Annotated in this window: 11 protein-coding genes; 2 read left to right on the forward strand and 9 right to left on the reverse strand. The window is 69.7% G+C overall.

Annotated features, from left to right (window positions below):
- Positions 1-341: 341 nt before the first annotated feature.
- Complete coding sequence (locus ACFWDI_RS38325) at positions 342-1,349, reverse strand: stage II sporulation protein M (protein ID WP_385311439.1); 1,008 nt, start codon at positions 1,347-1,349, stop codon at positions 342-344.
- Positions 1,350-1,470: 121 nt separating this feature from the next.
- Between ACFWDI_RS38325 and ACFWDI_RS38330 the strand changes: the two genes are divergently transcribed.
- On the forward strand, positions 1,471-2,487 hold the full coding sequence (locus ACFWDI_RS38330) for an RDD family protein (protein ID WP_385311440.1): 1,017 nt from the start codon (positions 1,471-1,473) through the stop codon (positions 2,485-2,487).
- Between the two features lie 75 nt (positions 2,488-2,562).
- Here the strand turns inward: ACFWDI_RS38330 and ACFWDI_RS38335 are convergent, their stop codons facing one another.
- On the reverse strand, positions 2,563-3,177 hold the full coding sequence (locus ACFWDI_RS38335) for a hypothetical protein (protein ID WP_385311442.1): 615 nt from the start codon (positions 3,175-3,177) through the stop codon (positions 2,563-2,565).
- A 138-nt stretch (positions 3,178-3,315) separates the two neighbouring features.
- Positions 3,316-4,773 (reverse strand): adenosylhomocysteinase, encoded by a 1,458-nt coding sequence (gene ahcY / locus ACFWDI_RS38340; protein ID WP_385311444.1) that lies wholly within the window; start codon positions 4,771-4,773, stop codon positions 3,316-3,318.
- A 360-nt stretch (positions 4,774-5,133) separates the two neighbouring features.
- Here ahcY and ACFWDI_RS38345 point away from each other — a divergent pair, with 360 nt between their 5' ends.
- Positions 5,134-7,227 carry a fructose-specific PTS transporter subunit EIIC gene (locus ACFWDI_RS38345; protein ID WP_385311445.1) on the forward strand — a complete coding sequence of 698 codons (2,094 nt, stop codon included), beginning with the start codon at positions 5,134-5,136 and terminating at the stop codon, positions 7,225-7,227.
- A 141-nt stretch (positions 7,228-7,368) separates the two neighbouring features.
- On the opposite strand, the gene ACFWDI_RS38350 is transcribed toward ACFWDI_RS38345, so the two are convergent.
- The 6 genes from ACFWDI_RS38350 to ACFWDI_RS38375 all read right to left on the reverse strand — a co-directional run bounded on the left by ACFWDI_RS38350 (position 7,369) and on the right by ACFWDI_RS38375 (position 14,611).
- The gene (locus ACFWDI_RS38350) at positions 7,369-8,346 is read right to left on the reverse strand and encodes a cation diffusion facilitator family transporter (RefSeq protein ID WP_385311447.1); all 978 of its coding nucleotides are present in this window, start codon (positions 8,344-8,346) and stop codon (positions 7,369-7,371) included.
- 99 nt (positions 8,347-8,445) lie between these two features.
- Positions 8,446-9,651, reverse strand: a complete 1,206-nt coding sequence (gene manA / locus ACFWDI_RS38355; RefSeq protein WP_385311449.1) for a mannose-6-phosphate isomerase, class I — start codon at positions 9,649-9,651, stop codon at positions 8,446-8,448.
- A gap of 103 nt (positions 9,652-9,754) precedes the next feature.
- Positions 9,755-10,891 (reverse strand): SIS domain-containing protein, encoded by a 1,137-nt coding sequence (locus ACFWDI_RS38360; RefSeq protein ID WP_385311450.1) that lies wholly within the window; start codon positions 10,889-10,891, stop codon positions 9,755-9,757.
- 102 nt (positions 10,892-10,993) lie between these two features.
- Positions 10,994-11,176 carry a Trm112 family protein gene (locus ACFWDI_RS38365; protein WP_326650288.1) on the reverse strand — a complete coding sequence of 61 codons (183 nt, stop codon included), beginning with the start codon at positions 11,174-11,176 and terminating at the stop codon, positions 10,994-10,996.
- A 403-nt stretch (positions 11,177-11,579) separates the two neighbouring features.
- Positions 11,580-12,944, reverse strand: a complete 1,365-nt coding sequence (locus ACFWDI_RS38370) for a phosphomannomutase/phosphoglucomutase (protein WP_385311452.1) — start codon at positions 12,942-12,944, stop codon at positions 11,580-11,582.
- A gap of 50 nt (positions 12,945-12,994) precedes the next feature.
- Positions 12,995-14,611, reverse strand: coding sequence for an L-lactate permease (locus ACFWDI_RS38375; RefSeq protein WP_385311454.1), 1,617 nt, complete (start codon positions 14,609-14,611; stop codon positions 12,995-12,997).
- Positions 14,612-14,629: the final 18 nt, after the last annotated feature.

Below are 14,629 nucleotides of genomic sequence, written 5' to 3' on the forward strand. Positions count from 1 at the left end.
GGGCGCTTCCCTTCGGTGTTTCCAACCTTACCAGATTCTTTTCCCGTTCCGTTTCCGGTTCGGAATTCGTTTCCAGTGGCCGTTGGGGGCCTTTTGCCTTTCGGCTGATCCGACTTTATCAGAAGCATTCCGGCCGAGCTAATCGGCCTTCTTGATCCGGATAAGAATCGAGAGGCTCTGCGGAAATTCAATTTCCGGCGAGAGCAAGAGAGATATTAACGGTCGCACTCGTACTTGTCCAGTCCGAGACAACCGTTTAAATCTACCTCCCCACGCCGACCGTGTCAACGGTTTTTGTGGGGCGAAGAGGAGAGTAGCAGCTCAGAGGCGCCGGACGCACATCAGGCAGCGGCCGGGAGTTCGGCGCTGCGGTCAGCCGCCTCCACGTCGCCGATGTCGCCGGCGCGGGCTGCTCGGCCGCCCAGGATGTAGACGTACGCCAGAAACGCCAGCTCAGCCGCGATGCCGATGGCGATACGCGCCCAGGTCGGCAGTCCTGAGGGGGTGACGAAGCCTTCGATCACGCCCGACACGAAGAGGACAAGGGCGAGGCCAATGGCCATACCGATGGCGGCGCGGCCCTGCTGGGCGAGGGCCGTGCGGCGGGATTGGGGGCCCGGGTCGATGACAGTCCAGCCGAGGCGGAGGCCCGTGCCCGCGGCGACGAAGACAGCGGTCAGTTCGAGCAGGCCGTGCGGGAGGACCAGGCCCAGGAAGGTGTCGAGGCGGCCGGCCGACGACATCAGGCCTATGCCGACGCCGAGGTTGAGCACATTGAGGAAGAGGATCCAGACCACCGGGATGCAGAGGAACGCGCCCAGCGTCAGGCACATGGCGGCGGCCTGGGCGTTGTTCGTCCAGACCTGGGCTGCGAAGGAGGCCGCCGGGTGGCTCGAGTAGTACGTCTCGTACTCACCGCCGGGGCGGGTGAGCCGGCGCAGTTCATCCGGGGCGGCGATCGCTGATTGGACCTCTGGGTGAGCGCCTATCCACCAGCCGATGATCGCGGCGAGGACGGTGGAGAGGACCGCCGTGGGGATCCACCAGTGGCGGGAGCGGTAGACGGCCGCGGGGAACCCCGCGGTGAGGAAGCGAACCGCGTCGCGCCAGGTGGCACGGCGGGTTCCGGTGACGGTGGCGCGCGCTCGGGCGACGAGCTGGGTGAGCCTGCCCGTCAGCATCGGGTCCGGGGCGCTGGACTGGATGAGAGAGAGATGTGTGGCCGTGCGCTGGTAGAGAGCGACAAGTTCGTCGGCCTCGGCGCCGGTGAGGCGACGTCCCCTGTGCAGGAGGTGGTCCAGGCGGTCCCACTCGGCGCGGTGGGCGGTCACGAAGACATCGAGGTCCATGGTCGGCTGCTGCTCCAGGCACTGGGTGCGTACGGTCCGTACTACTGCGGCGCGCTGCGGGCCAGCTTGGCAGACTGAGGGATCAAGGGGCAGGGCGTTCGACGGCGAAGGGCGGGCAGCAGTGAGTGCGCTTGTGACGGGGGATGCGGTCGTACTGGGGCTGCGGCCGGCGAAACTGCCGAGCCGGGCGCTCGCTCTCGTGATCGACCTCGTCGTGGTGTGGACGGCGTATCTCCCGGTGTCGATCGGGCTTGCGGTGGCGACCGCGTCGCTGGACGAGGCGGCGGTCACTGCGGTGTCGATCGCGACGTTTCTGCTGGTCCTGGTCGGGGCGCCGATAGCCGTGGAGACCCTCAGTCATGGTCGCTCGCTCGGGAAGCTCGCCTGTGGGCTGCGGGTGGTGCGGGACGACGGGGGGCCGATCCGGTTCCGGCATGCGCTGGTGCGCGGGGCGATGGGCGTGGTGGAGATCCTGATGTCGTTCGGGGTCATTGCCTGTATCGCTTCTCTGATGTCGGCGCGGGGGCGGCGGATCGGGGATGTGTTCGCGGGGACTCTGGTGGTGCGGGAGAGGGTGCCGGCCGGGCGGGGGATGGGGGTGCCGCCTCCGCCGCCGTGGCTCGTCGGCCGGTTTGCCGAACTGGATCTGTCGGGGGTGCCTGATGATCTGTGGCTCGCGATACGTCAGTACCTGACGCGGATGAGGCAGCTGGACCAGGCGGTGAGCTGGTCGATGGCGGGGCGGCTGGCTGGTGATCTGGCAGCGTGCACGGGGGCGCCCGCGCCGGAGAGGGTGCCGCCGGCCGCCTATTTGGCGGCTGTGGTGAACGAGCGGCAGGCGCGTGATGCCCGGAAAGCGTTCGGGGGGTTCGGGGCTACGGCGGGGGCGGTAGCAGTTGGCAGCCCGGAGGGTCGGGCGACTCCGGGGGCGGCCACCAGAAGTGGCTCGGTCCCCGGTGCCGGAGCCGCAGGAGGAGTGGCACCGGGGGCGGTTGGTGCCGGCGGGGCTGCCGTGCCGAGTGGGGTGGCACCGAGTGGGGTGGTGCCGGGCGCCGTTGTTGCGGAGTGCGATGCGGTGCCGGGTGCGGTGCCGGACACGGAGACGCCGCCGGTCACGGGGTTTGCGCCGCCCGCGTAGGGGCGCGCGGCCGGATCGTCAGGCCTACCGGTCGCCGGGACGTCGGAATCGTCGGTGCGTCAGGGCATCAGCGCGTCAGGGGAAGACCGAGGGCGGGGTCTCGAGGTTTTCGAGTTCGATGCCGGGGGCTGCGAGGACCACGTCTCCGGCGATGTGGACGAGGTGCTGTTCGCCCGTGTCCAGGGCGCTGACCTGGTATTCGTCCACGGTCAGGGGGCCATTGTCAGTGGCATGCGCTTCACTCTTCATCAGGGCCCAGGACTGGTCGAGAGTGCGGGGAGCGAGGACAGGATCCGTGAAGGCGACGAGGCGGACACGCGTCGCGGGGGAACCGGGGGTGAGTCGCAGGAGACGTGCGGTGGCGACAAGGAAGGCGGGGGATGTGCCGGTGAAGGCGTGGGCGCGCACATTGCCTTCGGTGGCATGAGCGCCGGTGGGGTCGGTGCGCACCCAGGTGACGCCGTCGAGGGCGGCACCGCGGACCTGCCAGCTCGCGGCGTGGAGTTCGAGACGGATGGGACGGCCGAGTTCGTCGAGGGCGAGGTCGACGGAACCGACGTGGTCGCCGGAGGGGGTTGTGATCTGGGAGACGTAGCGCCAGCCGGAGGGGCCGGGGGCGCACTGGAAGTGCTCGTCACCGAGGGGGGTGTGATCGTGCGGATCGTGAAGCGAATAACGGCCGCGGGGCATGGGGCTCAGGTGTCCTAGTGCGGTGAGGCTCTTGCCGGGAGCCGATCGAGGCCGGTACGAGGCAGGCCCCCGACACGGGGGTGCGGGGGCCTGCCTGGTACCGCTGGCACCTGCTGCTGACGGTGTGTCAGTAGCCGATCAGTAGCGGTAGTGGTCGGGCTTGTACGGGCCCTCGACCTCGACGCCGATGTAGGCGGCCTGCTCGGGGCGGAGCGTGGTCAGCTTCACGCCGAGCGCGTCCAGGTGGAGCCGGGCGACCCTCTCGTCCAGGTGCTTGGGCAGCACATACACGTCGGTCGGGTACTCCTCGGGCTTGGTGAACAGCTCGATCTGGGCCAGCGTCTGGTCCGCGAAACTGTTCGACATCACGAACGAGGGGTGACCCGTCGCATTGCCCAGGTTCAGCAGCCGGCCCTCCGACAGCACGATCAGGACCTTGCCGTCCGGGAAGGTCCAGGTGTGCACCTGCGGCTTGACCTCGTCCTTCACCACACCGGGGACAGCGGCGAGGCCGGCCATGTCGAGCTCGTTGTCGAAGTGACCGATGTTCCCCACGATCGCCTGGTGCTTCATCCTCGCCATGTCCGAAGCCAGGATGATGTCCTTGTTACCGGTCGTGGTGATGAAGATGTCCGCCGTCTCCACCACCTCCTCCAGCGTGGTCACCTGATAGCCGTCCATCGCCGCCTGCAGCGCGCAGATCGGGTCGATCTCCGTCACGATCACCCGCGCGCCCTGGCCGCGCAGCGACTCCGCGCAGCCCTTGCCCACATCACCGTAGCCGCACACGACCGCCGTCTTGCCGCCGATCAGGACATCGGTGGCCCGGTTGATGCCGTCGATCAGCGAGTGGCGGCAGCCGTACTTGTTGTCGAACTTCGACTTGGTCACGGCGTCGTTGACGTTGATCGCCGGGAACAGCAGCGTGCCGTCCCGGTGCATCTCGTACAGCCGGTGCACACCGGTCGTGGTCTCCTCCGTCACACCACGGATCTCCGACGCCAGCTGCGTCCACTTCTGCGGCGCCTCAACCAGGGTGCGGTTGAGCAGCGTCAGGATGTGCCCGTACTCCTCACTGTCCGCCGTCGAGGGGTCCGGGGCCGAGCCGGCCTTCTCGAACTCCACACCCTTGTGGACCAGCAAGGTGGCATCCCCGCCGTCGTCCAGGATCATGTTCGGGCCACCGGTGGGCGTGTTGGGCCAGGTCAGCGCCTGCTCCGTGCACCACCAGTACTCCTCCAGCGTCTCCCCCTTCCACGCGAACACCGGAACACCCGCCGGAGCCTGCGGCGTGCCGGCCGGGCCGACCGCGATCGCCGCGGCCGCGTGGTCCTGGGTGGAGAAGATGTTGCACGACGCCCAGCGCACCTCGGCGCCCAGCGCGACCAGAGTCTCGATCAGCACGGCCGTCTGCACCGTCATATGCAGCGAACCCGTGATCCGGGCACCCGCCAACGGCTGAACGGCGGCGTACTCCCTACGGATCGACATCAGACCGGGCATCTCATGCTCGGCGAGAGTGATCTCCTTGCGGCCGAAGGCGGCGAGGGAAAGGTCGGCGACCTTGAAGTCCTGGTCAGTGGCGACAGTCGACATGCGAGCTGCTCCTCGTGGTGTGGGTCGAGGGTGGGTACGGCTGGCTCTGCGGCGGCCATGGGCATACGGATGCCCGGGCGCCCGCAGTGCAGTCCGTCGGAGGCCCTCTCTCCCTCGGCCGGTCCGTGGAACGGGACCGCCCGACCGCCATCAGCAGCGACGTCTGACTCTGGTCACGAATCTACACCGATCGGCCGAGTGGGCCCCAGCCCGCCCGGGCTGGGATCCAGCCACATCCGAGGTCCGTCGCCCCTAACTGGCAGCGTCCTGCGGCTTTCGCCGTCGCGCTCGTGTGTTGCACGATGCCTCGTGGATCGGGAACCACTGACGATCTGCGCACCGAAGCGTTAGGAGAACCACGTGACCAGTCCGGCAAGTGGGCAGCGGAAGTTGAAGCTGCTCGCGGTGACCGCCTGTCCGACCGGCATCGCCCACACCTATATGGCGGCGGAGAAGCTGGCGCAGGCCGCAGAGGCGCTCGGCATCGATATGAAGGTGGAGACTCAAGGCTCCATCGGGGCCGAGAATGTCTTCTCTGACAACGATGTCATAGACGCCGACGGCGTCATCATCGCGGCTGACAAGGACGTGGACCGCAGTCGGTTCGCAGGGAAGAAGGTGCTGGCCGTCGGAGTCGCCGAGGGCATCCACCACCCCGAGCGGCTGATCGAGCAGGTGCAGAAGGCTCCCGTGCAGGGGGCAGGCGGCGGGGGCGGGGGCGCGGCACCGCCGAGCAGCGCGGGCGGGAGCGGCAAGGAGCGCAGCGTCGCGTACAAGGCGCTGATGAACGGCGTCTCGTACATGATCCCGTTCGTGGTGGCCGGCGGGCTGCTGATCGCCATCTCGCTGGCGTTGGGGGGTCATGCGACGCCCGAGGGTTACATCATCCCGAAGGACTCCTTCTGGCTGGACGTCAACAACATCGGTGTCGCCGGCTTCACGCTGATGATCCCGATCCTCTCCGGCTACATCGCGTACGCCATCGGGGACCGGCCCGCACTGGTGCCGGGCATGATCGGCGGATGGATTGCCGCGCACGGCGAGCTCTACGGTTCGCCGAAGGCCGGCGCGGGCTTCATCGGTGCGATCGTCACCGGCTTCCTGGCCGGTTATCTGGTGTTGTGGATCAAGAAGGTCAAGGTCCCGAAGTTCGTCCGGCCGATCATGCCGATCATCGTGATCCCGATCGTCGCGACCTCCGTGCTGGGGCTCTTGTTCATCAACGTCATCGGCAAGCCGATCTCGTGGGTCTTCACGCATCTCACCGACTGGCTCAGCGGGATGACCGGGACCAGTGCGATTCTGCTGGGCGCGATTCTGGGGCTCATGATCGCGTTCGACATGGGCGGGCCGGTCAACAAGACCGCGTTCCTCTTCGGCGCCGGGCTGATCGCCACCGGCAACCAGACCGTCATGGGTATGTGCGCCGCCGCGATTCCGGTCATGCCGCTCGGGCAGGGGCTCGCCACGCTGATCCGGCGGCGGCTCTACTCGGAGCAGGAGCGGGAGACCGGTATGGCGGCGCTCTTCATGGGGATGTTCGGGATTTCGGAGGGCGCGATTCCGTTCGCGGCGGCCAGGCCGGCCCAGGTCATTCCGGCGAACATGCTCGGTGGTGCGGTGGCCGGTGCGATCGCGGGTCTGGCCGGCGTGGAGGACGCGGTTCCGCACGGTGGGCCGATCGTGGCCGTGCTCGGTGCGGTCGGAGGGGTGCCGACGTTCTTCCTGGCGGTCGCGATCGGCACCGTCGTCACCGCGATCACCACGAATGCGCTGATCGACGTCAAGGAGCGGAGGACGCGCGGGGCCGGTGCGCCGGCGCCCGTGAGTGTGGGCGTGGGCGTGGATGCGCTGGTGCCCGAGCCGGCCCTTGTCGGGGTCGGTGCCGGGGGCGTTGCCGGGGACGTACGGACCGAGACCGCGCTCACTTCCCCGCCGCCTGCGGCCGAGCAGCCCGAACCGGCCGAACCGGCACAACCGGCACGACCGGCCGAGGACGACGTGCTGTCCGGATATCTGACCGTGCAGACCGTCAAGGTTCAGCTGGCCGCCGACAGCAAGGAAGACGCCATCCGGGAGATGGCCGCGATGCTCTCCGGCACGGGCAAGGTCGCTGATCCCGACGCGCTCGTGGCGGCCGCCTTCGCCCGCGAGGACCAGGGCACCACCGGGCTCGGCGAGGAGATCGCCGTTCCCCACGCCAAGACCGATGCGGTCACCGCGCCGATCGTCGGGTTCGCGCGGTCGGCGGAGGGCGTGAAGTGGGGTTCGCTCGACGGTACGAAGGCCAAGCTGATCTTCATGATCACGGTGCCGGAGGCGGCCGCCGGCGATGAGCACCTGCGGATCCTGGCGCTGCTGTCGCGCAAGCTCATGGACTCCGGTTTCCGGGAGCGGCTGACGGGCGCGTCCGACGAGGCGGCGATCCTCGACGTGCTGCGCGAGATCCAGTAGCCCGTAGGGAACACGAAGGGGCCCCGCGCGAACGCCCGCGCGGGGCCTCGTCGACGAAAGCGGGGCCCTTGTCGACGAGAAGGCCCCGCTGCCTGCCGGCATCGGGGCCTTCTCGTGGGTGGTGCGAGCTGCGACGCCGGATCAGTGGGAGGTCTCCGGGCCCGCGCCGCCCGGGGCCTTCGCCGGGTTGACGCCCGCCGCGGCCGCCGACTCGCTGTAGATGTCCGGCTCCAGGTAGATCACGCGGGCGATCGGGACCGCGTTGCGGATGCGGTCCTCGGCGGCGTTGATCGCGTCCGCGACCTCGGAGGCCGTGTCGTCGTGCTTGACCGCGATCTTCGCTGCGACCAGCAGTTCCTCCGGGCCGAGGTGGAGCGTACGCATGTGGATGATGCCGGTGACCACATCACCGTCCACGAGGACCGCCTTGATCTTCTCGACATCCTCCGTGCCGGCCGCCTCGCCCAGCAGCAGGGACTTCGTCTCGGCCGCCAGGACCAGCGCGATCAGGATGAGCAGGACGCCGATGCAGAGGGTGCCGATGCCGTCCCAGACGCCGTTGCCCGTCCCCAGGGCCAGGCCCACACCGATGAGCGCCAGGACCAGACCGACCAGCGCGCCCAGGTCCTCCAGGAGGACGACCGGAAGCTCCGGGGCCTTGGCGCGGCGGACGAATTCGGTCCACGAGTAATTGCCGCGTGTCTCGTTGGACTCCTTGATCGCGGTACGGAAGGAGAAGGACTCGGCGATGATCGCGAAGACCAGGACGCCGATCGGCCAGTACCAGGCCTCGATCTCGTGTGGGTGCTTGATCTTCTCGTAGCCCTCGTAGATCGCGAACATGCCGCCGACCGAGAAAAGAACGATGGAGACGAGGAAGGCGTAGATGTATCGCTCACGGCCGTAGCCGAAGGGGTGCTGCGGGGTCGCCTCGCGCTTGGCCTTCTTGCCGCCGAGCAGCAGCAGCCCCTGGTTTCCGGAGTCCGCGAGCGAGTGGACGCTCTCCGCGAGCATCGACGACGAGCCGCTGAAGAGGAACGCAACGAACTTCGCTACCGCGATCGCGATGTTGGCGCCCAGTGCCGCCACGATCGCCTTTGTTCCGCCTGACGCGCTCATGTGTGCCGGATGTCCCTTCGTACTTACGTCGGTCGCCACCCGGGCTTTGCCCGGTCTTTGCCGTGCGCCATTGTTGCAGCCCTCGAAGATGGCCCCGCGTCAGGCCACCACAGTGGCTCGGAAGACGGTGCCGGAACCGGATCCTGTGCCCGAGATCTCCGTCTTGTCCCCCGCCGGGACGAAGGCCGACTCGCCGGGGGCGAGGGTCAGCTCACCGGCCGTCGCACTTCCCGCAGGCACGCTGTCCACCGTCACGCTGCCCGCCGTGCAGAGCAGGATCTGCGAGGTGGGAGCGGTGAGATCGCGGGGCTGCGCGCCGGGAGCCAGCGTGTAGCGGGAGAGGCGGAACTCATGGATCGGGGTTTCGTAGACCTCCTCGCCCGAGGGCGCGGCCTCCGGGCGCAGAACGCCCGGGTCGGTCGCCTCGAAGCGGACGATGCGCAGCAGTTCGGGCACGTCCACATGCTTGGGGGTCAGTCCGCAGCGCAGCACATTGTCGGAGTTGGCCATGATCTCGACAGCGAGGCCGTTGAGATACGCATGCGGGACGCCGGCGCCGAGGAACAGCGCCTCGCCGGGCTGCAGTTGGACGTAGTTGAGCAGCATGGCGGCGATCACACCCGGGTCGCCGGGGAATTGGTGCGCAATCGCGGCGTACGGGGCGTAGGCGCCGCCGAGGTGTTCCGCGGCGGCCGCCGCTTCGGTGACGGTGGCGGCCATCTCGGCCGGGTCGGCGCTCAGGATGGCGGTCAGCACCTCGCGGAGCGCGGCCTCTTCCGGGTGGGCGTGGAGGAGATCGACGTACGGCTTGAGCGAGTCCACCTCGAGTCGGGCGAGGAGATCGGCGGCCTCGACGGGGGTGCGGAATCCGCACAGGCCGTCGAAGGGCGTGAGCGCGCAGATCAGTTCGGGCTTGTGGTTGGCGTCCTTGTAGTTGCGGTGCGGAGCGTCGATCGGGACGCCCGCGCTCTCCTCGGCGGCGTAGCCCTCCCTCGCCTGCTCGAGGTTCGGGTGAACCTGGAGGGAGAGAGGAGCGCCGGCCGCGAGGATCTTGAGGAGGAAGGGGAGGCGCGGTCCGAACTTCTCGACGGCCGCGGAGCCGAGTTCGCGTACCGGATCGGCGGCGATGACGTCGAACAGCGGCTGGTCGGTAGTGCTGCGGGTGACGCGGGAGGGCGCTCCCGGGTGGGCGCCCATCCACATCTCGGCCTGTGGCTCGCCGGTGGGGGCGACACCGAGCAGGTCCGGGATGGCGGTCGTGGAGCCCCAGGCGTAGGGGCGCACGGTGTTGGAGAGGCGATCCATCTTCTTCCTTGAGTTCTCAGTACTCGTGTTTTCAGTACTCGTGTTCTCAGTACTCGTGTTCTCAGTACTCGTGTTCTCAGGTACTCGACAGGTACCCGTGTTCTCAGGCCTGAGCGCGCGAGGCCGTCAGGGCCAGATAGACGGCCGCGAAGTCGGTGACGGCGAGGAGTTCGGCGATCGACTCCAGCTCGGTGCCCTCCTCCGGTTCAAGCTCGCTGATCGGGGTGTCGTGGCTGAGCGCCAGTTCGCGGGCGGCGGGCGCGGCGGTGAGGCCGCCGGCGGGCCGGTCGCGCAGAAGTACGATGCGGGCGCGCAGGGCCTGCTGCTCCGCGACACGGTCGCGGAAGAAGTCCTCCGGGTCGGCGCCTGCCGCGAGCGCGCCCGCGAGGAGCACTCCGTGGGCGGGGAGCGCCTCGGGGAGCTCCCCGACCAGGGCGGGCCGGCCGGCCAGCTCGGCCAGTACGGCGGCGAAACGGCGGCCAGCGGGGGCGGCGCCCGCGCCCTCCGTCCAGATGAGCGGGAGGCTGTCGGCAAGCTCGGCAGCGAGCGTCTTGGCGGGATTGCTGTACGTCGCGATGGCCGGGCCGCACCGTTCGGCGGTGGCGTCGAGGCGGTCGGCCACCTTGGCGAGCGTCTCCGGGGGCGCCTCGAGTACGCCGACGCGGTCGAGGAGCGCGAGGAGCGGAGTGAACAGCGCCCACAGCGCGCCGGGGCTCGCGGCCTGGGTCTCCTCGTACACCTCGTGCGGGGCGGTGGCCATGGGGACGACCAGGCCGTGCGTGCCGTCGACCGCCTCGGAGAGCGGGGAGTGCTGGGGGGCTACGGCGACGACGGTGCAGCCGCGGCGGTACGCCTGCTCGGCGAGGAGGGCGAGGCCGGGTTCGCTGCCGTCGGTGGTCGTGATGAGGAGGAGGTCCACGGAGCCGGCCCAGCCGGGCAGCGCCCAGCGCAGGGCGCCGGCGGCCGGGGCTACGCCGGTGGGGGCGAGCCGGGCGACGGGGGCGGTGGCGCCGGCTAGCGCGCTGACCAGGTCGGCGACGCCGGTGGCGGCGGTGCCGGGGCCCGCGATGAGTACGGACCGGGGGCGGCCCTCTGGCTTGATCTCGGCGATACCTGCCTCGGCGGCGTGCCTGGCGGCGGTGCGTACGCGCGCCCCGGCCTCGGCGGCCCCTCGGAGGAGGCCTCGGCGATCGGCTCGGGCCAGGGCGTCCGGGGCATCGAGGAGCGACTCGTCGAGCATGGGGGTGGGCCTCCGATCGCGTGCGCGTGCGGGGGGTCTTGGGTTGTTGAGCGGTTGAGCGGTTGTACGGGTGCGGTTGGTGGGGTGCGCGCGTGGTGCGGGTTACGCCGGGCGGCGTGCCTCGTCGACGAGGAGGACGGGGATGGCGTCCCGCACCGGGTAGGCCAGGCCGCAGTCCTTGCCCGTGCAGATCAGCTCGGGCGTGTCGGCTGCCGTGCGGTCGCTGAGCGGAGCGTGGCAGGCCGGGCAGGCGAGGATCTCCAGGAGGCCGGCTTCGAGCGGCATGTGTGGGGTGTCCCTTCGGGCATGCCGCATGTCGAAGTCGCTTCGAACATGCGGTCGCGGTCATGCGGATTGAGCCACGTCAGCGTACCGCTGGGGGGCGGGGTGCGGCGCGTTCTGGGGTGGGCGGGCTGCGGGGCGCGGTGCGGGTGCGGGTGGGTCGGGGTGCGGGTGGGTCGGGGTGCGGGTGGGGCCGCTGCGCGGGGCGTTCCCCTGCCCGCCCCTTCCCGAAACCGGGGCTCCGCCCCGGGCCCCGGGCGTTTCCCCACCCGCCCGCCCTTGAGATGTGGGGGTACGGGGTACCCCACGCCCCCGGGGCGGCAGCTTCGCGCCGCCGAACGAGGCGCTGCACCCGGGGCCGGGGGGCAGTAACCCATCCCCGGACCCGGCTGGGACTCACTCGGGGTCAGGAAGCACGGACCAGTGTCAGGACCTCGTCCCGCACCTTCGTCATCGTCGCCTCGTCGCGTGCCTCCACGTTCAGGCGCAGCAGTGGCTCGGTGTTCGACGGGCGGAGGTTGAACCACCAGTCCGCCGTCGACACCGTCAGGCCGTCCAGTTCGTCGGTCGTCACGTCCTCGCGCGCCCCGAACGCAGCCTTCACCGCCGCCGTACGGCCCGCCTGGTCGTCGACCGTGGAGTTGATCTCGCCCGAGCCCGTGTACCGGTCGTACTGTGCGACCAGAGACGACAGCGCGCCGTCCTGCGAGCCCAGCGCCGCCAGTACATGCAGCGCCGCCAGCATGCCGGTGTCCGCGTTCCAGAAGTCCCGGAAGTAGTAGTGCGCGGAGTGCTCGCCGCCGAAGATCGCTCCCGTACGGGCCATCTCCTCCTTGATGAAGGAGTGGCCGACCCGTGTACGGGCCGGAGTGCCGCCGTTCTCGCGGACGACCTCCGGGACCGACCACGATGTGATCAGGTTGTGGATCACCGTGCCGCCGGGGTGCTTGGCCAGCTCACGCGCCGCCACCAGCGCCGTGATCGCCGACGGCGAGATGCCCTCGCCGCGCTCGTCCACGACGAAGCAGCGGTCCGCGTCGCCGTCGAAGGCCAGGCCCAGGTCCGCGCCCTCGGACCGCACGCGGGCCTGGAGGTCGACGATGTTCCGCGGGTCCAGCGGGTTCGCCTCGTGGTTGGGGAACGTGCCGTCCAGCTCGAAGTACATCGGTACGAGAGTGAGGGGCAGGGACCCGAAGACGGTCGGGACGGTGTGGCCGCCCATGCCGTTGCCCGCGTCCACGACCACCTTCAGCGGACGCATCGCCGACAGGTCCACCAGGGACAGCAGATGCGCCGAGTAGTCCGTCAGCGTGTCCAGCTCGGTCACCGTGCCCGGCACCTCGGCCGGGGCCGGTGCGCCCTGCTCGGACCAGGTCTCGACCAGCGCGCGGATGTCCGCGAGGCCCGTGTCCTGGCCCACCGGTGCGGCGCCCGCCCGGCACATCTTGATGCCGTTGTACTGCGCCGGATTGTGCGAGGCGGTGAACATCGCGCCCGGCAGACCCAGCTTCCCCGAAGCGAAGTACAGCTGGTCCGTCGAGCACAGGCCGATCAGGGTGACATCTGCGCCCCGGGCCGCGGCCCCGCGCGCGAACGCCCCGGAAAGCCCTGGCGACGACGGCCGCATGTCATGGCCGACGACGATCGCGTCCGCGTCCGTCACCTGGACGAAGGCGGCCCCGAACAGTTCGGCCAGGGCCTCGTCCCACTGATCCGGCACCACCCCGCGGACGTCGTACGCCTTCACGATCTGCGACAGATCAGCAGTCACGGCCCAACCTTCCTGAAGTCTCTGCGGTCACGTCAAACTACCCGCACAAACTAAGGCAGCATCCAGCCCAGTACCGGTGTGCTCTGTGCCGTCACGATCAGGCACATCACCAGGAGCAGTCCCAGGCTCCACGGGAGCACCTTGCGCAGCAGGTCGCCCTCCTTGCCCGCGAGCCCGACCGCGGCGCAGGCGATCGTCAGATTCTGCGGCGAAATCATCTTGCCGAGGACCCCTCCGGAGCTGTTGGCCGCCGCCAACAGCTCGGGCGAGAGCCCCGATTCCCGCGCCGCCGTCACCTGGAGCGCGCCGAAGAGCGCGTTCGCGGAGGTGTCCGAGCCGGAGACCGCGACGCCGAACCAGCCGAGCACCGGGGAGAGGAAGGCAAGTCCCGCGCCCGCCGCGGCCACGAGGTGACCGATGGAGGCGGCCTGTCCGGACAGGTTCATGACGTACGCGAGTGCCAGTACGGAGGTGACCGTGAGGATCGCGTACCGCAGCTCGTGCACGGTCGCCGCCCATTCGCGCAGCGTCTCCCGCCCGCCCACGCCCAGGACGAACGCGGTCACCACACCCGCGAGCAGCACCAGCGTCCCGCCGGTGGAGACGAGCGGCATCGTGAAGACATTCGCGCCGACCGGCTTCCCCTCCGGGCTCGCGACATCGAGGAACGGCCAGTCGAAGACACGGGTCGCCTCCGCCAGCAGCCGTTTGACAGGCGGTATCTGGGCGACGGAGAAGATCGCGACGATGAGTGCGTACGGGGCGTAGGCGCGCACCACTTCGCGCCGCGGGTCCTCGTGGTCCAGGTCCTCGCTCCGTACGCCTGTGAGCACCGCGGCACGTACCGGCTCCGCGGCCGGCCTGCGCGCGCCCGGCACCGCGACGAGCGCCGCCGCGCCCACCAACGCCGCTCCGATGTCGGCGAGTTGGGCCGAGACATAATTGGCCGCCGCGAACTGGGCTGCCGCGAAGGCGAATCCGCAGGCGAGCGCGGGCGCCCAGGTCTCCCGCAGACCCCGCCGCCCGTCGACAAGACCGACCAGCACCAACGGTACGACGAGCGCGAGCAGCGGCGTCTGGCGGCCGACCACCGAGGCGACCGAGTCCAGCGGCAGGCCGGTGACCTGAGCGAGCGTCACCACCGGGGTGCCCATGGCGCCGAAGGCGACGGGCGCGGTGTTGGCCACGAGCGAGACGACCGCCGCCTTGACCGGGTCGAAGCCGAGCGCGACGAGCATCACCGAACAGATGGCGACCGGCGCGCCGAAACCGGCGAGTGCTTCGAGCAGCGCACCGAAGCAGAAGGCGATGACGAGGGCCTGGATGCGAGGGTCGTCGGAGAGCCGGCCGAAGGAACGCCGCAGGATGTCGAAGTGCTGGGTACGGACCGTCATCCGGTACACCCACAGGGCGTTGACGACGATCCACATGATGGGGAAGAGGCCGAAGAGCACACCCTGCGCGCCGGCCGAGAGGGTCTGGCCGAGGGGCATTCCGTAGGCGAGCCAGGCGACCAGCGCCGCGACGGCGAGGCCGATGAGTCCGGCGCGGTGGGCCTTCATCCGTACGGCTCCGAGCAGCACCATGACGGTGACCAGCGGGAGCGCGGCGACGAGGGCGGACAGGGCGAGCGAGTCGGCGACGGGTTCCAGTTCCTGCATGAACACGACAGACCTACCTCCGAA

It is taken from the genome of Streptomyces sp. NPDC060064, assembly GCF_042736455.1.
Classification (GTDB): Bacteria; Actinomycetota; Actinomycetes; order Streptomycetales; family Streptomycetaceae; genus Streptomyces.

What these genes read in the sequence shown, in the direction of transcription:
- ACFWDI_RS38360 (WP_385311450.1), bottom strand. Translation starts at nt 10,891, where the DNA reads ATGCTCGACGAGTCGCTCCTCGATGCCCCGGACGCCCTGGCCCGAGCC.
- manA (WP_385311449.1), bottom strand. Translation starts at nt 9,651, where the DNA reads ATGGATCGCCTCTCCAACACCGTGCGCCCCTACGCCTGGGGCTCCACG.
- ACFWDI_RS38350 (WP_385311447.1), bottom strand. Translation starts at nt 8,346, where the DNA reads ATGAGCGCGTCAGGCGGAACAAAGGCGATCGTGGCGGCACTGGGCGCC.
- ahcY (WP_385311444.1), bottom strand. Translation starts at nt 4,773, where the DNA reads ATGTCGACTGTCGCCACTGACCAGGACTTCAAGGTCGCCGACCTTTCC.
- ACFWDI_RS38365 (WP_326650288.1), bottom strand. Translation starts at nt 11,176, where the DNA reads ATGCCGCTCGAAGCCGGCCTCCTGGAGATCCTCGCCTGCCCGGCCTGC.
- ACFWDI_RS38335 (WP_385311442.1), bottom strand. Translation starts at nt 3,177, where the DNA reads ATGCCCCGCGGCCGTTATTCGCTTCACGATCCGCACGATCACACCCCC.
- ACFWDI_RS38325 (WP_385311439.1), bottom strand. Translation starts at nt 1,349, where the DNA reads ATGGACCTCGATGTCTTCGTGACCGCCCACCGCGCCGAGTGGGACCGC.